The 21,381-nt window shown below is 43.8% G+C and carries 15 protein-coding genes and 1 pseudogene; 7 read left to right on the top strand and 9 right to left on the bottom strand.

Going from position 1 to position 21,381, the window contains the following annotated elements:
• Positions 1-257: 257 nt before the first annotated feature.
• Positions 258-1,880 (bottom strand): annotated as a pseudogene (locus ACMFL8_RS07550) (circularly permuted type 2 ATP-grasp protein); the annotation flags it as partial.
• Between the two features lie 238 nt (positions 1,881-2,118).
• Here ACMFL8_RS07550 and ACMFL8_RS07545 point away from each other — a divergent pair.
• Entirely contained in the window at positions 2,119-2,757 is a 639-nt protein-coding gene (locus tag ACMFL8_RS07545) for a GDSL-type esterase/lipase family protein (protein WP_413190589.1), read from the top strand.
• Positions 2,758-2,923: 166 nt separating this feature from the next.
• On the opposite strand, the gene ACMFL8_RS07540 is transcribed toward ACMFL8_RS07545, so the two are convergent.
• Positions 2,924-4,018, bottom strand: a complete 1,095-nt coding sequence (locus ACMFL8_RS07540; protein WP_413190588.1) for a DUF2855 family protein — start codon at positions 4,016-4,018, stop codon at positions 2,924-2,926.
• A gap of 32 nt (positions 4,019-4,050) precedes the next feature.
• Positions 4,051-5,490 carry an NAD(P)-binding protein gene (locus ACMFL8_RS07535; protein ID WP_413190587.1) on the bottom strand — a complete coding sequence of 480 codons (1,440 nt, stop codon included), beginning with the start codon at positions 5,488-5,490 and terminating at the stop codon, positions 4,051-4,053.
• A gap of 118 nt (positions 5,491-5,608) precedes the next feature.
• Here ACMFL8_RS07535 and ACMFL8_RS07530 point away from each other — a divergent pair, with 118 nt between their 5' ends.
• The 4 genes from ACMFL8_RS07530 (at position 5,609) to rhuM (ending at position 10,504) form a co-directional block, all read left to right on the top strand.
• The gene (locus ACMFL8_RS07530; protein ID WP_413190586.1) at positions 5,609-6,205 is read left to right on the top strand and encodes a TetR/AcrR family transcriptional regulator; all 597 of its coding nucleotides are present in this window, start codon (positions 5,609-5,611) and stop codon (positions 6,203-6,205) included.
• Between the two features lie 241 nt (positions 6,206-6,446).
• On the top strand, positions 6,447-8,501 hold the full coding sequence (locus tag ACMFL8_RS07525; protein ID WP_413190585.1) for an autotransporter domain-containing protein: 2,055 nt from the start codon (positions 6,447-6,449) through the stop codon (positions 8,499-8,501).
• Positions 8,502-8,693: 192 nt separating this feature from the next.
• Positions 8,694-9,437 (top strand): zinc-dependent peptidase, encoded by a 744-nt coding sequence (locus ACMFL8_RS07520; RefSeq protein WP_189581987.1) that lies wholly within the window; start codon positions 8,694-8,696, stop codon positions 9,435-9,437.
• A gap of 71 nt (positions 9,438-9,508) precedes the next feature.
• A complete protein-coding gene (rhuM, locus tag ACMFL8_RS07515; protein WP_413190584.1) occupies positions 9,509-10,504 on the top strand; it encodes a RhuM family protein in 996 nt (331 codons plus the stop codon).
• 145 nt (positions 10,505-10,649) lie between these two features.
• Here the strand turns inward: rhuM and ACMFL8_RS07510 are convergent, their stop codons facing one another.
• The gene (locus ACMFL8_RS07510) at positions 10,650-11,321 is read right to left on the bottom strand and encodes a hypothetical protein (protein ID WP_413190583.1); all 672 of its coding nucleotides are present in this window, start codon (positions 11,319-11,321) and stop codon (positions 10,650-10,652) included.
• 202 nt (positions 11,322-11,523) lie between these two features.
• Between ACMFL8_RS07510 and ACMFL8_RS07505 the strand changes: the two genes are divergently transcribed.
• Entirely contained in the window at positions 11,524-12,021 is a 498-nt protein-coding gene (locus tag ACMFL8_RS07505) for a hypothetical protein (RefSeq protein WP_413190582.1), read from the top strand.
• Positions 12,022-12,289: 268 nt separating this feature from the next.
• On the opposite strand, the gene ACMFL8_RS07500 is transcribed toward ACMFL8_RS07505, so the two are convergent.
• The 3 genes from ACMFL8_RS07500 to ACMFL8_RS07490 all read right to left on the bottom strand — a co-directional run bounded on the left by ACMFL8_RS07500 (position 12,290) and on the right by ACMFL8_RS07490 (position 17,350).
• Positions 12,290-13,228, bottom strand: a complete 939-nt coding sequence (locus ACMFL8_RS07500) for a response regulator (protein WP_413190581.1) — start codon at positions 13,226-13,228, stop codon at positions 12,290-12,292.
• A 33-nt stretch (positions 13,229-13,261) separates the two neighbouring features.
• Positions 13,262-15,619 carry an ATP-binding protein gene (locus ACMFL8_RS07495; RefSeq protein ID WP_413190580.1) on the bottom strand — a complete coding sequence of 786 codons (2,358 nt, stop codon included), beginning with the start codon at positions 15,617-15,619 and terminating at the stop codon, positions 13,262-13,264.
• Positions 15,620-15,949: 330 nt separating this feature from the next.
• On the bottom strand, positions 15,950-17,350 hold the full coding sequence (locus ACMFL8_RS07490; protein ID WP_413190579.1) for a PLP-dependent aminotransferase family protein: 1,401 nt from the start codon (positions 17,348-17,350) through the stop codon (positions 15,950-15,952).
• A 168-nt stretch (positions 17,351-17,518) separates the two neighbouring features.
• On the opposite strand from ACMFL8_RS07490, the gene ACMFL8_RS07485 reads away from it, so the two are divergent.
• Positions 17,519-18,469: an EamA family transporter gene (locus ACMFL8_RS07485; protein ID WP_413190578.1), complete on the top strand. Its 951-nt coding sequence runs from the start codon at positions 17,519-17,521 to the stop codon at positions 18,467-18,469.
• A gap of 106 nt (positions 18,470-18,575) precedes the next feature.
• Here the strand turns inward: ACMFL8_RS07485 and ACMFL8_RS07480 are convergent, their stop codons facing one another.
• Both ACMFL8_RS07480 and ACMFL8_RS07475 read right to left on the bottom strand, forming a co-directional pair.
• Positions 18,576-18,809, bottom strand: a complete 234-nt coding sequence (locus tag ACMFL8_RS07480; RefSeq protein WP_413190577.1) for a DUF1272 domain-containing protein — start codon at positions 18,807-18,809, stop codon at positions 18,576-18,578.
• A gap of 156 nt (positions 18,810-18,965) precedes the next feature.
• Positions 18,966-21,359 carry a TonB-dependent receptor gene (locus ACMFL8_RS07475; protein ID WP_413190576.1) on the bottom strand — a complete coding sequence of 798 codons (2,394 nt, stop codon included), beginning with the start codon at positions 21,357-21,359 and terminating at the stop codon, positions 18,966-18,968.
• Positions 21,360-21,381 lie beyond the last annotated feature (22 nt).

The following is a 21,381-nucleotide window of genomic DNA, read 5'->3' as shown; positions in this document are numbered from 1 at the left end:
TCTTTGACCAGTTGCTTCATGACATTATCATAGTAATACAGGCGCTCGCTGTATCGGCCTAGCCATATGAGATGACTGGCAGTGGAAAGTAGCAAGATCATCGGTGCGTCATCTAGCATCTCATAGCCTGCTTCTTTAGGCTGCACACGATCATAATAGTTGGCGTGATCTGAGTTGTTGGCATCTAAAGGCACAGGCGTGTATTTGCCAGCTTGACCATTACCGTTTGGTTTTTTGGTTTCAGATTGTAGGTGACTGTCATCGACGACCCAAGTGTCCTTAATACCGCCACCTTGTGATGAGTTGACGACTAATGAGCCCTCAACCATGGCCACACGAGTCAAGCCACCCGGTACGATATCGACTGTGCCATCGCCGTGACTGAGGATAAAGGGACGCAGATCAATGTGACGCGGCGCAATGCCATCGCTGACAGCAGTGGGGTTGGTCGATAACGAAATAGTCGGCTGGGCAATGAAACCGGCTGGGTTTTCAAGTAAGCGCAGGCGATACTCTTCAATCTCCTTTTTGGTAGAAGTCGGCCCAATAAGCATGCCGTAGCCTCCCGAACCTTGGGTTTCTTTTACGACTAGCTTGTCTAAATTATCAAGCACGTATTTGAGCTCATCAGGCTTGCGGCATTGATAGGTTTCTATATTAGGCAGAATCGGCTCTTCGTTTAGATAGAATTTAATCATGTCTGGCACAAAAGGATATAGGCTCTTATCATCAGCCACGCCTGTACCTGGGGCATTTACGATAACGACGTTGCCAGCGCGATAGGCGCTCATTAGCCCTGAGACGCCCAATATCGAGTCAGATTGAAAAGCGAGCGGATCAATATATGGGTCATCAATGCGTCGGTAGATCACATCGATTTGTACCTTGCCACGAATACCTTGCATATAGACCTTACTGTCCTCAACTACCAAATCATAACCATGTACGAGTGGCACATTCATCTCATGTGCTAAGAACGCATGCTCATAATAGGCACTGTTAAAGCGGCCAGGTGTCAAGATGACAACTTGTGGATCATATTTGGATGTTGAGCTGGCAAGACAGGCTTTGAGGCGGTCGGGATAATCACTGATGCCCATAATAGAGGTGTCAGCAAACATATCAGACAATAATGTCTCTGATATTTTACGGCTCTCAAGCATATAGGAGACACCAGACGGAGTACGCAAATTGTCCTCTAATACACAGAACTTGCCAGACTCGTCACGGATCAAGTCGATACCACTGATATGCGAGTAGATGGGTTTGTCAAGCTCAATACCCATCATCCAAGGCTCATAGCAGCCGCTGGCATAGACATAACTGGCAGGTACAATATCGGCCTTCATGATGGCTTGGTCATGGTAGATGTCATGCAAAAAAGCATTGAGTGCGGTGATACGCTGCTTACAACCGGCTTCTATCAGACGCCACTCGCTTGCAGCAATAATACGGGGGATAATATCAAACGGAATCATACGCTCGATGTTTTTGGCATCGCTATAGACGGTAAAGGTGACGCCTTTACGGTAAAAGATGTTTTCTGCTTGTTCGTTTAGATAATTGAGGGCATCCATGTTGATGTTATCAAGCCAATTACCAACGGCTTTTGCCACTGGGCGATACTGACCTTTAGCCGTTTGGAGCTCATCAAAGCTTGGTGCTCGTGATGGAGGAGTATCTGCTAAATTCTTGACGGGTGTATCCTCTGACTGATTCTGTGATTGGCTTTGCGATGGCTCTGAAGCGTTGTCTTTTGTACTCGTTTTAGGGGCAGCCGTGTCCTTATTTGTGTTTTGATTCTGACTTTGGTCTTGCGACTGGTCTTCTTGTGATTGATTTTGGCTCTGAGACTGAGATTGAGATGATTTTTTATTCATAAATACCACACGTATCCTTGGTAGAATCTAGATGATAGTGGACAGACAATAGCGTCAATTCGCCATACATAGCGCCTGTATCTTGTATGAACTATACAACGTCTACTAGGCAATATACAACAATCGTTCTATAATAAAATGGAATATATTCAATATGTTATGAATTAGAATATTACAAACAAGTGTTCTATGGTCCACTAAATAAGACAAGAAATCGTTGAACAAGGTCAATAAAACCATGAAAAAATACCATCGTTCTTTAATACTGGCAGGTATAGGATTGTCAGCGACTATCAGTGTGACTGGCTGTGGTAGCGAACCACAACAAGATATCTTGCCCGCTGGTAGCACAGTGATAGCGCTTGGCGATTCATTGACTTATGGCTATGGCGTGAGTCCAGAAACTGCCTATCCTAAGGTACTTGCAGACTTAAGCAAATGGAGAGTCATTAATGCAGGTGTCAATGGCGATACATCCGCAGATGTGCTGGCTCGAGTGGACGAAATCACTAAGCAAAACCCTGACTTGGTACTGCTTGGCGTGGGTGGAAATGATGTGCTGCAACGCGTTCAATCTGATACGACGCGTGCCAATATCATCGCGACTATAGATACCTTACAATCTAAAAATATTGATGTTGTCCTAATTGCTGAGCCGCATCTCAGTACCAGCGCCTTGTTTGGAAAAGCCAATGATAACCCACTGTATGAAGATATTGCGGAAGCTGAAGACATACCACTATACTCTGATGGCTGGTCGACTATTCTGTCAGATGACGCATTAAAATCTGATAGAATTCATGCCAATGCTGCAGGTTATAGACAGTTCGCCGAAGGATTACATGGTTATTTAAAAGACGAAGGGTGGATGTATTAAGCGGCGAATCTCAACCTTAAAAATCGTGAGTAGGGCGTATGTATTTAACATCTAGAGTTTAATCAGTACGAAAAAAGCAGAGCGCTTATTGACTAAGCACTCTGCTTTTTTATTAATGACGAATAAACAATAAATTTTATAGTCCGGCCTTTATAGCCCAGTCATTTTATTGATTGTCATCCATGACTACCACCAAACCTTCATCAGCAGCTATTTTTCCTGCGCAAATGTCTTGATAGACTTCCAATAAACCATTGACTCCGTCAAGCTCTTGAATTTTTAGCCATGCATTGGTTTTTGCGGTACTGTTCATGATATAGCGCATAGAGCGTTTATTAAATTCTTCAGTGCCCCATTCTTTCATGCATTGCTGTACATGACTGGGCGCAAAAAACTGCTGGCTACGTTCTTGAATAATACCGTCTACATGGCGCGGTTCGTCCCAATGCGTGAGACCGACATTGCTGGTGTAGCGCATATTATCGCCTAAGTGCTGATGCAGCCTGCTAAGCACATCGGTATTGGCCGACATATCGACAATGACCGTTGGTTTGCTGGCGTCAATTTTCTCAAGCGTGTCATAGCTAAGCACACTGTCATAAGCATCAATTGAGTTAACGAAATTTATATGACGGTTTGAGGTGAGGCCGATAACGTGCGGCGCATCTTTATCATCAGTGAGGCCATAAGCTAGGCCAATACTGGTTTTACTAGAGGCACTGATAATCACCACTTGCTCTGCACCAAACCAGTCATTGCGCTTTAATAAATCATGTAAGCAGAATGAGGTCAAGTGCAATACGAACAACAGCATGCGCTGATTGTCATTGGCACGGTCATAACCCGGCTCGTGGTTAACGCGCTGATATAGGTTATAACCGGGTGGCAGCTCGGCACGATGGGCACTACCATCGAGCAGGCTGGTTTGCGTGACTCGCTTAGGTGTAATAATTAATTCGTTGGCAGGCGGGAAGTAACCAAATAGTCGTTCACCGACGGGCAGCGCTTCACTATTGGACTCCACAACATCGGCAAAGCCCCATACAGGAATAATGCCCCATTTTTCGGGTTCATTCCCATTTGGCGGAAAAAACTGCCAATAGCGTAATTGGTCACCCATGACGGCATAAGTAATGTTGTTGGCGGTAAAGGCAAAGCGATCGACTTTGACACGTACTTCGCCATCACCGAGAGTGTGTATAGGCGTCTCTTGCAGGCGAGCTTGAGTTAGGTTTGTTTTGTTGGTCTGAAATTCTTGCATGGACATTTCCTTTTCTCTTTATAGTTATCAGATTAAGCGTTAGCAGTTTTGGCTTGACGTGCTGCCGTTATTTGCATAATTTCACCCATGAGTTTGGGCATGTTTGCAGCGGCTTTTGGTCCTGCTTCTTTTAGACGTTTAAGGATAGCCAGCTCTTCAGGTGGCGTATCTTCGCTGGCACGTACCAATTTAGTGAAGCCATCTAAGCGATTGTTAATCATCCATTCACGTAGCGCAGGCTCTTTTGACCAACGCATTTGATTCTGCATTTGTTTAACGAGCCCAACCAGAAAGTCTGTATCATGATTTGGGATCGGCACCACTTGGCACAACTCGTTTTTGACAGTTTCATTATCATAATTGGCTTCAATGTGGGCGATGAACGCCGCACTAAATACGGGCTGATAGGTACGTACGGTTTGTACCACCACAGTATTACCTTTGAATACATCGTACGTCTCTGTCACTGGTACTGCCCGTGCAGAGCAATCAATATGCATCGTGTTGGGAGTGGTAGCAATGCTGTCATCACCGAAATAAATCTTATCAGTATCTAAACGGGTCACGCGTCCTTTGCGCACAATGTTTTTAACACGGCGTAACTGCTTAAGCTCTTCACTACTAATGGTGGCGCCATGGAACATTTGCGGGCGTACATTTGGATCAATACGCATTAATACGCCGCCTTTTTCTAAACGATTAAAAAGGTCTTCGATGCTTTCTGCCTCAGCAATCGCTTCTGCCTGAGTAGCCTGCGCACCTATAGTGTTCACAAAAAAATCACGAGAAGGCTGGGTGTTCTGACGATCGATCAGCCAAGCGTCTCTTGGCATAATCCATGTAATGTGGTCTGGGTCAATTTGATTCTCTAGTAACCATAAAACCGCATCAATACCTGTTTTACCACCGCCGATAATCACGTAACCATCACGGGGTTTGGTTAGACTCGGTAGATTATTTAATGGCTCAAACTTAACGCCTTCAGCAATTTCAAAATTAGGGGTGTGGGTTGCTGGTACTGAAGTTTTGAAGTAAGTGCCATCAATGATTTTTTTGTTGACCTTGACCTCATAGCTGGTATCAGACAGTAACGATGAAAATTTACCATCGCCTTGATACTCACACATCGGGAAGTATGTCACACGGCCACTCGGTAAAAACGTATGCTTCATGACTTTATCAAAGTATGCCATGACTTCTGCGCCTGATGCCAGCTCAGACAAACCTTTGTTTAAACCAATCTTATCAATCATACCGCCGCAAAGCTCACGTGAGCTCACGCCGTAAAACGACGATGGCTGATGTAAGGTGACAAATGAATAGGCATCGTTCCAATGACCACCTGGCTTATGATGCTTATCGACGATAATAATATTAGCATCTGTTTCTGTGAGCAGCACGTCGGCAAAAGCCATGCCCACCGCGCCACTACCAATGATTAAATAATCCGTTTCTAGCTGTTGAATACTCATAGCGTCCTTACTCTAAGTTGAGTTTCTATCAACACAAGCAATTCATAATTGTTTGTGCATAACAGTGTTATATACTAGAATAACGCTGTTATAATTGTCAAGAGATAGTGAGAATCTAATGGATGCCAGAACCAAAATACTAAACGCCGCATCTGAGCTTTTCTTAGAAGGGGGCGGGGATGCCTTAAGCGTGCGAGCCATCTCTAAACGTGCAGGATTGTCCACTATTGGTATATACAGTCACTTCCAAGGCAAGCAAGGCATATTGGATGCGCTATATATTGAAGGGTTTAATCTCGTCCGTGAAGCCATGAATGTCATTCCGGAGGGTAAGGCAAATAAAGAACAAGTACTAGAAGCGTGCCTAGGGTATCTCAATGTCGGAGAAAAATACGAGGCGCATTATCGACTGATTTTTGGGGAGTCTGATGCAGGATATCAGCCCTCAATCGAGGCCATTGCAGCAAGAGATAGTGCTTTCTCAAAATTGGTACGAGTGGCGGGTTCTTATTTGCCCGAGGATGCTAGCGCAACGGAACGTCGACAAATAGCGTTAGATATCTGGGCAATCGTGCATGGATACGTCAGCATCAGTCACCATATGGTGTTTACCGATGATATACATTTGGACTGGAAATCAATGGCGCTGCGAGTGGTAGCAGTGCAGTTGGATGCCATTGACATAACTGAAATAACTAATGCTAAGCATCAGTAGTAAAGCCTTCCTACACGGCTCGATAAATCAGCAGTATGAAGGTGAAAATGAATACCGAACAGCGATTCGTAAGTATTGTATTGATCACGGATAAGTAACTACATAGGTACATAGCGTTTCGATGATTCACCACTATGCTCAAAAAGTAAATAAACAGACATATGTCTTTTATCTTGTAAACTGCATTATTTTAGGTTACTTTTCACTGTTGATTACAGTTCTTTAACCAAGGAGAAGCAGTTTGGATACTAATTTATCACCGCTTAAGATTTCAGTGGTTGCGGCGCTGACACTGCTTACAGGCTCGCAAGTATTTGCAGAGGCCAAGTACGGTGATTATGGTACAGAAACGGCGCTGACGCTTGCCCGTGATTATGCTGGTCGTTATACAGGTTCCGATAAAGAAGTCCAAGCTGCTGATTATATGCAGCAGCGCATGACCATCGATGACAGTAACAACCAAGTCAATCGTCAAACTTTTGATTTCGTAGCGCCTCGTGGTTTATTCAGAGGTCAAACGTTAACGAGTAATAACGTTGTCGTGACCCAAAAAGGCAGTGCTGATACCAACAGAACGCTATTTGTTGGCGCACATTATGATTCTGCCGTCGCCTATCCAAACTATGCAAATCTAGAAGCATTAGATGATAACGCTTCTGGGTCTGGCGTCTTAACTGAGTTGACAAAAAACCTGACTGGCATTGAGACAGAGCACGACATTCAGTTTGTGGCATTTGGTGCAGAGGAGGGCGGCCTTAATGGGTCAAAGGCATTTGTTGATCAGCTCACGGACGCGGAAAAATCAACAGCACTGGGCATGATTAACCTAGACAGTCTGATTACGGGCGACAAAATGTACGCTAATGCAGGGCGAAATGCTTACGACGATGATGGCAACGAAGTGGCTGCCAATGTAAGTTTGCGTGAAAATGCACTGCGCATCGCTAAAGAGCTTGGTATTACACTAGAGGTCAATCCAGCCATTATTGCACCAGGTGAGACAGAGCCATACGAGCCTTATGGCGTTGGATGCTGTAGCGATCAGGAGTCTTTTGATAGTGTCATGCAGGTCGTAGGATTTGAGGCAACCAACTGGAGCCTCGGGCCTGATTATGATGGTTACACACAAACTGAAAACCCAGACATTCCAGGCGGCTATACGTGGCATAACCCTGCCTTAGACAATGAGGAAGTACTTACTGCGGCCTTTGGTGAAGAGCGCATAGCCCAAAGAATGCGCGACTACTCTCGTATCATCAGCAGATTGATTGTTGAGCAAACCAATGCCGATATCATCGCATCAACCAAAAGTGCGCTCAATCTTCAAAATACGATGGGCTTAGCTTTACAAGACAATGCTACCGACTCGCACTCAGCGGTGCTTGAGCGCGCTAATGCTTTAGCATTACATACTCTCGATGATGCGGAGTCTTTTGATTCCGAGTCGCGTACTCAGGTTTGGGTAGATGGCTCCCAAAGCTACGTGGATGCTGAGGACGCACAAGAAGGCACTCGCGCCAATATTGGTCTATATGGCGAATATATGGTACAGCCGAGCTGGCGTGTTGGCGCAGGTGTGCAAGCGGCCAATCAAAACAATAAAAGCGTAGAAAACGGTATTAAAAAAGATACGAGTTATGGTGTTCAAGCCTACTCGTTACTGGGCGGCAAAGACACAGCTTGGTGGAATACTACTTCTTTAAGTCTGTCTAAGCATGACTTGGACGTTAATAGAACCGTCAGGCTGGATGGTAATGATGGTATCAATATTATCAACAATAGCGAACGCGGTAATGCCGATGCCGATGTGTTTAGCGTACACAATGAGCTTGGCTATAACTTTCTTATGCAAAAAAATATCGCCCATGGTGCCTTTTTGGGTCTCAATTACAGTGATACAGACATAGATGGTTATACCAGTGGCAATGGTAATTCTCGCACTGCGCTCAAGATTGATGATACCTCTAGCGAGGCATGGGATTCAGAGCTTGGTTACCAGTTACAGTATGGTTTTAATTTGATGGGCACGCCTGCCAAGCTTCAAGGCAAAGTCGCTTATGTACATGTGATCGAAGATGGTCTGATAGATAATTTATCGACCACGTCTTTAGCTGATGGTCGGACAAGAGAGGTTAGCATCACTCAAGCAGATAAAGACGACGATTATGGACGTTTTGAGCTGAGTGTGAGTAACAAGGTTCATAAAAATGTTTATGCGTATCTGAATGGCGACACCACCTTTGCACGTGACGATAAAGACAGCTCAGTACAACTAGGCTTACAATATCAGTTTTAAATCTCAATGTATGAATGTCATAATTTGTGAATATAAACCTGCGCTGCTCAATAATTGATTTATGAGCAGCGTTTTTTTTCTTATACATTTCAATATACCAATTATAATGGCGTATTATTGGTTACCGCTATAATATTCAGAGGTGGTAATAAAAAATGTGTTCCAAATATTATAAGAATAGGGGTGACGTGTATGTTTGGCATTATAAAAGACTGGCGTGAACAGCGTATATTGGATAACAGCGAGTTTACCCATGCCGATTGGGTACAAGCGGCTGAGCGTATTGTGATACTAGATAGATTAAACAATGACGAGATGACGCATCTGTTTGAGCTGGCAACTTTGTTTTTGGCTGATAAATCCATTACTGGTGCGCAAGGGTTTGAAATAACCAATGCTGTTAGGCAGTCTATTGCGCTGCAAGCCTGTTTGCCTATCTTAAACCTAAGCCTTGAATGGTACGCTGGCTGGTCATCTGTCATTATCTATCCAGGTTCATACAAAAGCGACAGCACTACTGTAGATGAGTTTGGTATTGTCCATGAAGGCAGTCAGCACCGTAGCGGGGAGGCATGGCAGCGAGGTCCTGTTATCTTGTCATGGAAAGATGCCAAACATTCAGGCGAACGTGATGGTCATAATGTCGTGATTCATGAGTTTGTGCACAAACTTGATATGATGAATGGCCGCGCCAATGGTTTTCCACCGATGCAACCTGATATGGATCCTGCGCGCTGGACTGAGATTATGGCGCGAGATTTTGAGGACTTTCAAACCCATCGCAAGTCAGGGCTAGATCGCTATGGAACGACCAATCCTGCTGAGTTTTTTGCCGTACTCAGTGAGGTGTTTTTTGAGACACCGCAAAAGCTAGTGGACGCATATCCAGATATTTATGAGATTATGGTGAAATTCTTTAAGCAAACACCACTATGAATAAAGAGTACAGAACCTAAAGTCTTCAATAAGGGCTAATCAATTTAAGGTTCTAGGATTGGGAAGCTGAGATGATTAACGCTATAAATGACGACATGTCAACAGTAGAGATCTATGAAAGTGCTGATGGAAAGGCGCAAGTAGATGTGCGTTTTGAGCAAGAAACCGTCTGGTTGTCACAAGCCCAAATGACCGAGTTATTTGGGCGTGACCAATCAGTGGTTTCTCGTCATATTGCCAATGCCATAAAAGATGAAGAAATCGATGAAAAAAGCAATATGCAAAAAATGCATATTGCAAATTCAGACCGCCCGGTGACTTTTTATGACCTAGATGTGGTTATATCAGTCGGTTATCGCATTAAATCTCCTCAAGGTGTGCAGTTTAGGCGTTGGGCAACGCAGCGCTTACGTGAATACTTGGTACAAGGCTATACACTCAATCAACAGCGCTTCGATAAAAACTCTACTGAATTGCAACAAGCGCTAAAATTAATCAAAAAAACCGCCCAAAGTCCCGAGCTTAACACCGACGAAGGACGCGGACTGGTTGAGATTATAAGCCGTTATACGCAGACGTTTTTATGGTTACAGCGCTATGATGAAGGTCTACTGGATAGTCCTGCAGGGCAAGATGGTGGTATCTTACCCAGTACGACTGAGGCGATGGCAGCGTTAACTGATTTGAAAGCGCAGCTGATAGATAGGGGTGAGGCGACTGAATTATTTGCTAAACCTCGTGGTGATGGTTTGGATAGTGTATTGGGTAATTTACAACAAACGGTCTTTGGTGAGCCTGCGTACCCAACTATCGAGAGTAAAGCGGCACATCTACTGTACTTTATGGTAAAAAACCATCCTTTTACTGATGGTAATAAACGCAGCGGTGCGTTTCTATTCGTGGATTTTTTGCATCGTAATCATCGACTGCTGACTGATAAAGGTGACATGGTCATCAATAATACTGGGCTTGCGGCATTAACCTTATTGGTCGCTGAATCCGACCCCAATCAAAAAGAGACTTTAATCAAACTGATTATGAATATGTTGTCGTTAGAGGGTCAATAAACAGGATTATTGTCAACAATCCTGTAGCATAAGTTGCAATATATATCTTTATATTTGAATATATCCTTAATGATAAACCAAGTAGAGTAGTCTGCTATTCTAAACGCGCCCTACAAAAGTGGTCAGTTAATCGTTTTTATATACTTTAAACTGTCCACTGGTCATTAATGACAGCCACCAGATAACGCTTACCTTGATATTCCTCAAACACCAAACGCATCGCACGCCAATCCATACCGCTATATTTTTCACTGCCATTACTGTAAAACTCAACGAAGTCAGAATTTTGATATATTTTATTTAAGTTGTTAATACTATTGCCCATCGCTTTACTACTATTAATACCAATCTCTGCATTCTGATCAAATGCACTAGCAGCGACCCAATTGCTCAAATAGTCAGGTAGCGGCGTGATCAATAAATCACCCGTGCCGTCTTTTTCACCCCACGTAAAGCGAATATTGGACTGTTGTAGATACTGTGCATACTGCCCGCGACTAAAGACTTTATCAGACTCAGGGCGCACATAAGCATACATCGAGAACCGGACGCCACGTGTGGGATGAATATCATTGGTGATACTGGTATAGTCGCCATTAGCCAGTGCGTGCTGAATGCGCAATGATTGCTGTTTAAGCGTTTGCTGACTGATATCAGCATTGCTAGGCATTGATGAGCTACTGGTTGGTTGAGACACAATGGCTTCGCTGGACTCAGAAGTAGACTGGCAGCCAGTCGCGGTCAAAGTAAGCAATAAAAGGCTACTAGAGGCCAATATCGCAGATTTTTTCTTAAAAAAAGCAGGTAATATCGTCATAAAATCATCCTTAACACGATTATCAGAGATAAAAAATCACTCAAAATTGTCATGAGAACAAATAAAAAAGTAGCATAAGCGCGCTATGAAATGGTTCTTTTGGTAAGTAAACCTGAATGATACGATAATACAGCAGAGTCCAAATATGGGTATGATGTAATAGGTTGTAACACTTATAGAATAAAAGCTTGTAGAGAACATCATGCCAACATATAAATCACTCATATTTCTGCTGACCATAGGACTGATGCCTGTCGGTAGCGCTACAGCAGATGTGACAAAATCAGATCAGAAACAAGCTGTTATGGCTGCTATGAAGATTGCGACCATCACAAAGATGTATCAACAAGATGCTGATGACCAAGGGTTGAGCAATCCTGCTGTGCTACGGCAATATGCAAATGCTGACTTACAAGCAGCTATGAAGCTTGAACAAGATTATTTTGATAAAAATCAAACGTCCTGCAATATCGATTATGATGTGCTGTGGGATTCTCAAGATCCTGACTATACACAAGACAAAAAGTTTTCGATAACTAAGCAAGGACTGGTTCAAGCCAGCTTAGCGCAAGGCAGCGATATCTATTATGAGTTGTCATGTGATGACAATGATAAGCGTGCTGATTGCCAAGTCGCAGATGTAATCTTAGATGACGATGGCAGAACTTTACGCAGATATTTGCTTGAGACTTGTCGTTAGCAGAAATCTGGAACTGATATCAAAAATGTCTGAGCTAAGAGGCGTTTTGTTAAAAGTTTGGCTTAGCAAAATGCGCAAATAACACGCGATAAATTATTATGAACTTCTCTTTTGAAACCGTTGGTTTGTTTTCGCATAATGTATATTATGTTAAATAGACAGTTTAATACTTAGTGAGCTGACACTTATATGTAATGGCTCTTATGCTTATATGAGGCAATGATTTTTCAAACCATGAATAGAGAATGTTTAGTGCGCCCTATTCTTTCTATCTACTAATGCGCCAACCTCTGAATTTGGCAAAGAAACCTTTCAATCTTTCAGAAAAATTAAAAGCCTCTGACTCCGGTACTTCTTCGACATGATGGCGAGCCGCCAGTATTGGCTGCTGCACCAATCTTTCGTGATGATCAAAAGCACGATCAAGACTGATACTCATGATAGATAAATTAGTCGGACGTGGTAGACAGCGATACACCTGACCCTTATTAATCAAATCAATGACCATATGGGCATCTTTGAACTCCGTCAACATTAGAACCATCAGATCTGGCTGGATGTTTTTTAAGGCATAAACGATGGGTGTAATATTTTCTTTATTGAGCGTCGAATCCGTAATAGTGACGCCAAAGCATTTTTTTTGTAATAGCTTCGCGGCCTGTTCAAGGTTACTGGCCCAGCTCACGGTATAAGCACTCTTAAAATGACTTTTTATTTGTTGATAGACGCTCTCATCGTCATCTAATACCAATATATTGCGATTGCTAACAGTGCTACTACCAGCATGGTTTTGAGTCGCATCCTTTTCCATAGAATTTTGGGTGATTTCTTGAGTTTGCTGAGCAATTTCTGTGGCTTTATTAACGATTTTTTTAAGCTCATCATTTTGCCATGGTTTAGTGATATAGCGATAAATTTCGCCCTCATTCACAGAATCCATCACGGCATTTAGATCCGCATAACCGGTTAGCAAGATACGAATAGTATTTGGCGAAGCCGCTTTAATGTCACTCAATACTTCCGTACCTTGCTTATCTGGCATGCGTTGGTCGCTGATGACTACTTGTACCTCATTCTGGCTGACATATTCCATCAGCTCAGTAGCATCGGTAGTAATAAATACGTCATGTGACTGGCGAAAATGCATTTTTAAGCTGCGCAAGATACGTGGCTCGTCATCAATAAAAGCGATTTTTGGTTTTTGCATGACGCTCTCTTTAAATAAGTGGCTGGAAGTCTCTTAACTTTCAAATAAGGCTTGCGAAGGTTTCTTTTCATGAGCGATAGACTGTATCGGTAGCATGAGGGTAAACGTCGTGCCCTCCCCAACTATTGAGCTAACCTCAATGCGTCCATCGTGTTGCTCCATAATTTTTGCCGTAATGGCCAATCCTAACCCTGTGCCATCGCCTGCTTTTTTGGTGGTAAAAAACGGCTCAAAGATATGATTTAAAACATCCTCTTTGATACCAGATCCATTGTCTATAATGCGTACCACAACATGTTGCTGCGCCTTATCAACAGACGACGTGACTTGCAGTATCCCTTTATGGTCAATCGGCATGGCTTGGGCGGCATTATTAAATAAGTTTAATAATACTTGGTTGATTTGTGAAGGATTGCATTGAATCGGTGGCAGCTCGACTAGATTGGTTTTGACGTCTAGAGTTTTTAAATTATTGCGCGCCATAATCAATGAGGTATTGATGCAATCATTGATATCGACATCCTTTACCTTAGATTCATCAATTCGAGAAAAGTCGCGTAAGCTGACGACCAGCTCGGCAATCTGATCAACGCCATAAAGTCCATCTTTAATCAAATCGGCCAAATCCTCACTGACCTCATCTTCTTTAATTTCCTCGCAGCATTGTAAGGTTTGCTCTATCAGTTGCTCGACTTGTTCTTGATTGATAGTTGGTGCTTTTAAGACCTGCAATAATTGATCAGTATGTTGTAGCAACTCATCAAAACGCATGAGATTATCGCCAACCAATTCCATGTTACTACGCACATAGCCCAGCGGTGTGTTGACCTCATGCGCCACCCCTGCCACCATTTGGCCAAGCGTAGCCATTTTTTCAGAACGCACCAGATGCACTTGCGAGGCTTTTAATTCATCCATGGCTTGCTGTAAGTCTTGCGTGCGGGCGGCGACTTGTTTTTCTAGATGAACATTAATTTCAGCAAGTGCGCCTTCATTCTCGACGACGCGATCAATCAGCTGATTGGTCTGCTCACTAATAATTTGAATCTCGCTGACATTCGAATAAGGCAGTTTAAGCGCGTTTAATTGTTGATATTTTTTCTGCTCAATTAACACTCCCATATCAGCCACTGACTGTGCCATGTGCTTTAGCGGCCGCGTAAAGTAGCGACGAAATACCCATGCGGTCAACAATAAGATAGGAATGAAGCCCAACAGCATGGCTTGAATCAGTTTATTAGACAGCGCATTTGCCACGCTCATCAGGTCATTATTGGGCTTGACGATGACCATCTTCCAATACGTAAACGGCATGCGAAACACGAAGGCGGTGGCGGGCTGCTGCAACACAAAATCATTGGGCACAGCGATGGTGTCGACCAAATGACTGTCTACCAAATTAAACGTTTGGTCGATATTTAACAGCAATAATGCTGAGAGCAATTTGGACTCTTGCTCGCTGATTTTATTCAGATTGGTCGTACTTAGAATACTACGAGCAGCGAGCGTATAGCGGCTTTCATCTTTGGCAACGGCCTCATCGATGAGTGTTTGGTTAATATTATCTAGGCTGTCCGCAATAGGCGCAAAGGTAGGGTTTTTCTCGGCCAATTGATGCGCAGTTACCATCTCGCCTTGGGGGTTGTCCTCAGTCGCTTGCGTGACCATAGATTGATCAGGAAAGGTCAAAAATCGATTGTCCAAGTCTACCAAAAAGACATAACCACCCAGCTTATCTTGCCACTTTTTCATGGCGTCATCGAGGTTATCTAATAGCAAATTAAAACTCACTACCCCATCAAAAGCTTGATTGCGACTGTCATACAATGCCTTGGCGCAAGTCATCATCGGCTGATTGCTTTGCGGATCAACATACGCACGGCTCCAGACACAGTGGTCATGGCGTGCGTACATCGCAGGAATGTACCACCACTCTCGATAATAGGGACTCGGCGTTTGGCGCACTTGATTATAATACTCTAACGGCTGCATGTTGCCTGAGTCATCACGCGCCCACACAAACGACTGCCGCTCTCGGTTTTGAGCATACATATTTGGATCAAACCACACGCCGCCGCCCACAATCCGTTGATCGGTTTGTTGCATGAGATTGCCAAAGGTTTCTTTATAAAGGCGGTCTTCTTTTGGCAACCCGCCAGCCATCGCACTGGCTGCCTTTGCCAGTCCGTCGACGTGGCTGATATTCGCCATAATGCTATTAATGGCTTCGTTACCCGTTTCAACCACTGTCTCTGAGGTCATCTCCAGTATGCGCGGCTTAGCTTGGGTTTCGATAACCCAGTACACCATCAGGATAATTAGTAAAAAAGCCAATGCTAAAATAATCAGCATACGTGTGGAAATACTACCAAGCCGACCAGCAACACTCATAGATAAACCTTATATTGATGCGTCTACCAACATCAATGAATCACTTAATGAATAAAGACATCAGTGATACGCAACCACCATTTATAGTGGGCTCAAGGATACGATGCCGTCATGACAATATGATGACAAAAGTTTTGTTTTATCAGGTGTTAACCAGTAGCTTTTAATTTTAGCGACAACTGTGGTGATGTTAGGAGATACAATCCTGCCAGCATTTGTCTTTGCTACTTGCTTAGTATAAATTAGGTAGGTGTGAACATTATTTTGCTTACTATTATTTTTCTTACTAGTGGTAAAATTATATTTTTGATAGAAGACAGTTACTTATATTTAATTATCTAAATACTTCCTTAACCACGCCAAAAAATCATCGCCAGTTGTTGATACATTGAGTCTTAGATGAGTTGAGGCGCTCGCATCTGGATAAAACAACTGCCCCGGTGCGACCAGCCAGCCTTCTTTGTAGGCATCTAGTGCCAGCTGGCTCGTATCCTGCCCCGTATCTACCCAAACAAAGAGACCTGCTTGTGTATGCTCAGGGTAGATAAGGCCTATCTTTGGTAATGCTTGGCGGATTCTTTCATGAGCGCTATATAAATGCTGCTGCACTTTTTTAATCTGTCGACGATACTCACCATGCGTCCATAAATGATGACAAACTCGTTCCCCAAATTCTGGTGTATTTGAATTACTCAAGGTTTTCATACGTAATACATCATCGATATAGTTATCAGGACAGACCAACATGCCGACTCGCCAGCCGGACGCCATCGACTTTGAAAATCCTGTCGCATAAAACACCCGTTCAAACTGATCAAGACTGGCATAACGCAGCACTTGGCCACCCGGTACGAATGCAGCGTATAAATCATCTTCAAAAATATAAGCATCGTACTCATGAATAAGATTGAGTACTTGGTGCGCGCGCGCAGGATGTAGATTATAAGAAGTCGGGTTATGTAGCACACTGTTGGTTAAATATAGCTTAGGACGATGCGTGGCAAACAGTTTTTGCATGTGCTCGATATTAGGCCCTTGATGGTCACGTTCTACAGAGACGACGTTTAAGCCCTGTTGTTGCAGGCAGCTCGATAGCCAATACCAGCCAGGCCCATCAACGACTACCGTATCCCCAGATTGAGTAAGAAGCCGCGCCACCATGGTCACGGCTTGCGACACTCCTGCTGTAGTAATTACATGGTCAGCATTAGTTTGCATGCCTAGCGTATGCAGGTGTTGAACCAGCTGTTGACGTAGCGGTAGATAGCCGTGAACATTGCCATAATCATAGATAAAGCTATCGGCTTGCTGGGTGACCTGCCGTATGGCCCATTCCATCTTATCATTACGTATCCAGTCTCTCGGTAATGTTCCCACTCCTGGCGAGCGATGATGTGGAATATCGCTAAAGACTTGCTGTACCAGCCAGCGCGTATCTATTACTGGGTGCTTAACGACTACTCTTTTATCATCATTGGGCTGGACTACTTGTGCTTGCGTATTGACATAATAGCCCGAGCTGGGTTTGGCGGTTAATATGTTGGTAGCGACCAGCTGTTCGTAAGCTTGTACCACCGTAAAGGTTGATATATTTAATAGTTTCGCTAACTTTCGCACCGAGGGTACGCGTTGGTTGGGCAGGTAAATCTGCCAGTCAATACGCTGCTGTAACCATTCAGCGACGGCGGCAGTTTTGGTTAAATTAAGATTGAGTGTATAGGTTTCGACCATAATGAAGGACGCCTATTTTTATATGAGGTTTATGAATAAAAGAAGTGTCATGCTGAGAATAACTATACACTTTGTTCACCATTAGTGAAACTGTATCGGGTCTGTTATGGACATTTAAACTATAGTTGAGTGCATCAACAACGAACAATCATTATTTAGGATAATCCTATGACCCCAATCCACATTGCCTTAGCCGTATTGGTTACCTTTATATGGGGCGTGAACTTTACCTTTATTGCATGGGCGCTTGAAAGCTTTCCACCATTAATGCTCACTGCCCTACGCTTTTTCTTTACCGCTGTGCCCCTGGTTCTTTTTCTCAAGCCGCCTAAATTCAACCGTACGCTATTTATTTATGCGATCGGCACCTTTGTCATGCAGTATGCTTTTGTATTCACCGCCATGCATTTGGGTGCATCGGCAGGATTAACAGCGCTGTTGTTGCAAGTTCAGATCTTTATTACCGTATTACTGGCTTTTGTCATACTGGGTGAAGCCGTGAGTCGCATGCAGATCATCGGTATGGTAGTCGGTGTGCTAGGACTGGGTGTGATTGCGTTAAACCTTGGCGGTGATATGCCCTTGGTCGGCTTCATCTGTATCTTAATTGCGGCCATAGGCTGGAGCTTTGGCAATATTGCTTCAAAACAAGCCTCAACGCAGCAGAGTACCAGTAATATTTCTACTGCCTTGCCTGTCAATAGCAACAACAAAGCTTCAAATAAGACATCGGCACTGTCGGCGCTAGCACTGGTGGTATGGGGCGGTCTGATCGCCTGTGTTATTTTGACGTTATCTTCTCTACTATTCGAAACCGAAGCATGGCAGCTTGCAACGTTCACGCAGGCATCCTTCAAGTCTTGGCTATCGCTTGGTTTTATAGTCTATATCTCAACCCTGATTGGCTTTGGACTGTGGGCACATCTGCTGGCGCAAAATACCGCCTCCAAGGTTATGCCCTTTGCGCTACTGGTGCCCATATTCGGTATGGCGACCTCAGTGTTGTTCACAGGAGAGGTGGTGACATGGTGGAAGATGCTGGCGATGATGCTCATTTTATCTGGATTGATATTGGCAAATGTGAAGATAGGACTGGGAAGGAAGGCTGTTCTTACTTAGTAGCGGATAAAGCAGCGCATTTATTGATAACGCCTGAATTGAAGACACGTCCTAGTAAATGGCATGGCAATGAATAGACATCTAAACACTATATTTTAACTGCATTTTAACTGTCTTTTTTGACCACACGCTTTAATGATGCCGGATACTGCTTAAGTAAAGACGTAGGACGTATAGGGCGGCTAGTTAAATTACTACCACAATTAGGACAATAGTTATTTAAAACATTAGCCGCACAAGAGGTGCAAAACGTACATTCAAAGCTACAGATCATCGCATTTATAGCATTAGGCGGCAGGTCCTTATCACAGCGTTCACAATTGGGTCTTAGCTCAAGCATATTATTTTCCATTTACAGTAGTAGTATTAAATAATATTAAATAGAGAGACTTTATTTCATTTTTATCATCATTTTTAAAATGAGGACACGCCCTAAATAAAAAAGCCTTCCATACTATCAAACAATTAGTATGAAAGGCTTTTGAGTACTTATTATTCAATAATCAACGGTGTAGCTTAAGCCATAGGTGGTGCCTGATGCCGGTAAACGGTTCAGGTCGCCATATGTGGTTTGATGATAGACTGTTAAATAGTCTTTATTGAGCAAGTTATAAACACCATAATCTACTCGTCCGACTGGCATTTTTACTTGTCCCAATACATCAAGTGTCATATAGCCGGTGACAGGCAAGGCACTAGAGTCAGGGTCTTTTTGTTGGTCTTTAAAGGCTTCATCATCACCGCCTATCGCTAATGCCTGCAAGCGGACATTGCTGCCTTCATCAAAGTTGTATTGCGCAAATGCGGTACCTTTGAGCGGTGTTAGACGTACTGCATCTAGCTCCAACCAATCACCATCTTTGTCATACTGACCACGGGTATAAGCGACACTACCGCCCACTTGCCATTTATCACTAATGTCGTGACTGAGCGACCCTTCAACACCATAAACACGCTCATCAGTATCGACCACTTCTACAGTATAGCTGTCAGTAAAACGTACGACTTTGTCTGATTCATTATAAAAACCGCTCAAGCGCGCTGCTGTATCGCCATGCTTGCCTTGCCAGCCAAACTCGTAGTTGTTAATCGCAATCGGCTGTACGTTGTCTGAGTTGACCACAAAACCTGCACGCACATCACGCAGCGCACGCTGGATATCCGCTGTGGTAAACCCTTGTGAAAAATTGGCAAATACCTGATCATTTGGGGTTAACTGATAGCTAGTACCGAGATTAAACAAGGTTTTGTCGTGGTCTGTGTTGCCTTTTTCTACGTCGCCTGCTTGATAGTCAATGCCATAAGCTGCGCTTGTCCCACTGATACGAGGGTCGTTAAAATACTCTTCAAGCAGCTGCTCATAGATGGGCGTAAAAGCATCGGTTTCTGACTTAAGCTTTTGATAGCGCACGCCAGCACTGGTATGCCATTTGTCAGTGATGTCTACATCTGCATTGACAAAAGCGCCCCATTTATCGATGGTAGTATCTGGTCCACCGTTATAAGTAAGCCCATTGGTTTGGGCGCTTAAGCCATTACTGGCAAGAAAGGTGTTTAGGTTTTGACCATAATAGGTCTGCTCACTGTTTTCACGTTCGAAATCAGCACCATAGCTAAACAGTGTCTTTTTTCCTGCGATTTCGGTTTCGGTTTGCATGGCTGCCCGCAAACCCATTACTTCGATATCAGCTTCTGACTGGGTTACAAATACTGCAGCACTGGTAAGCTTGTTCACGGTTTTTTCATCAGTCAAACCATTGGCCTGCCAGACTTCAGCTGCTTGGGTTGCTGCGCTCTTAGCAGAAGGGTAAAAGCGACCTTTTTCGTCTCGATAGTAACCCGTCACACTTAAGCTAGAACCTGCAATATCGTCATTATTATAGTTCAAGTTCATTGAGGTCTTAGTGGTATAAGGCTCGTTTTCTACGTCGGCACCATCGATGGCTTTTAAGGAAGGTTTTGCACCAAACAACACTGCCAAACCATCACCATAGTCTGGGCCGTAGTCCGTATCCTGCTCATCTTTATAGTAAGTCACTGCAAGGTCAAGACGTTGGCTGTCAGTGAGCTCTACACCTAAGCTACCATTAACACTTAGCGATTCGGTATCTTGTTGGTCCGTTTGGTTCACATCTGGGCTGATACGGTTGCCTTTGCTATCAAACTTTCCGCCTTTGCTATCGTAATCAACATCTAGACGACCATACACTCGCTCGCCGCCATATCCTAAGGTTTGTCCTACATGATAACCCAATGAGTCTGACTCAAAGCCACGACTGCTACTGACGCCGACTCTGGTTTGTCTGATAGGACCATAACCGACCAAAGATTTGGTCACGAGATTGATAAGACCACCTGCCGCGCCAGCACCATAGATACTGGTAGCGCCTGAGAGTACCTCTACCCGCTCAAGCTGTGCAGAATCAATACTATTTAACTCACGTGAGAGGCTACGTGAACTGCTCAATGGCACCCCATTCAGCAAGAACTGTACTGGACGGCCGTGCATGGTCGTACCATAGTTACTGGTTGAGCCGCTACTGGCACCTAGGCTCGGAATCAGCTGCGCCAATATATCACCAGTGGTACGGTCACCCGTTGCCTGCATCTGAATCTCATTTTCAGTAATCACTTGCGTGACGGCAGGCATCTCGCTAATTTTTTGCGCCAATGCCGTACCTGTTCTGGCCTTAGCAGTGACATTGATAGTGTCTAAAGTCACATTGGGCGTCTCAGTTGATGCCGAACTTGATGTTGAATTTGAGGCCAACGCTTCTGACGTAGCCGCATTGACAGCAACGCCCGTAGTACTGAAATCGGTTTGTGCATATAATTGCTGACTGATGCAAAGGGTAAGAACGGATAGAGCAACTTGATGATGGCTTTTCATATTTACTTCACTTAGTTGGATA

Origin of the sequence: Psychrobacter sp. AT9, assembly GCF_047272965.1 — a bacterium.
GTDB lineage: Bacteria > Pseudomonadota > Gammaproteobacteria > Pseudomonadales > Moraxellaceae > Psychrobacter > Psychrobacter glaciei.
The sequence above is the reverse complement of the archived record's forward strand: the minus strand, read 5'-3'. Positions and strand labels throughout refer to the sequence as shown.

Coding starts and splice junctions, on each gene's coding strand:
- ACMFL8_RS07540 (WP_413190588.1), bottom strand. CDS start 4,018: ATGCAAGAATTTCAGACCAACAAAACAAACCTAACTCAAGCTCGCCTG.
- ACMFL8_RS07510 (WP_413190583.1), bottom strand. CDS start 11,321: ATGACGATATTACCTGCTTTTTTTAAGAAAAAATCTGCGATATTGGCC.
- ACMFL8_RS07535 (WP_413190587.1), bottom strand. CDS start 5,490: ATGAGTATTCAACAGCTAGAAACGGATTATTTAATCATTGGTAGTGGC.
- ACMFL8_RS07495 (WP_413190580.1), bottom strand. CDS start 15,619: ATGAGTGTTGCTGGTCGGCTTGGTAGTATTTCCACACGTATGCTGATT.
- ACMFL8_RS07530 (WP_413190586.1), top strand. CDS start 5,609: ATGGATGCCAGAACCAAAATACTAAACGCCGCATCTGAGCTTTTCTTA.
- ACMFL8_RS07505 (WP_413190582.1), top strand. CDS start 11,524: ATGCCAACATATAAATCACTCATATTTCTGCTGACCATAGGACTGATG.
- ACMFL8_RS07490 (WP_413190579.1), bottom strand. CDS start 17,350: ATGGTCGAAACCTATACACTCAATCTTAATTTAACCAAAACTGCCGCC.
- ACMFL8_RS07545 (WP_413190589.1), top strand. CDS start 2,119: ATGAAAAAATACCATCGTTCTTTAATACTGGCAGGTATAGGATTGTCA.
- ACMFL8_RS07475 (WP_413190576.1), bottom strand. CDS start 21,359: ATGAAAAGCCATCATCAAGTTGCTCTATCCGTTCTTACCCTTTGCATC.
- ACMFL8_RS07520 (WP_189581987.1), top strand. CDS start 8,694: ATGTTTGGCATTATAAAAGACTGGCGTGAACAGCGTATATTGGATAAC.
- rhuM (WP_413190584.1), top strand. CDS start 9,509: ATGATTAACGCTATAAATGACGACATGTCAACAGTAGAGATCTATGAA.
- ACMFL8_RS07480 (WP_413190577.1), bottom strand. CDS start 18,809: ATGCTTGAGCTAAGACCCAATTGTGAACGCTGTGATAAGGACCTGCCG.
- ACMFL8_RS07500 (WP_413190581.1), bottom strand. CDS start 13,228: ATGCAAAAACCAAAAATCGCTTTTATTGATGACGAGCCACGTATCTTG.
- ACMFL8_RS07485 (WP_413190578.1), top strand. CDS start 17,519: ATGACCCCAATCCACATTGCCTTAGCCGTATTGGTTACCTTTATATGG.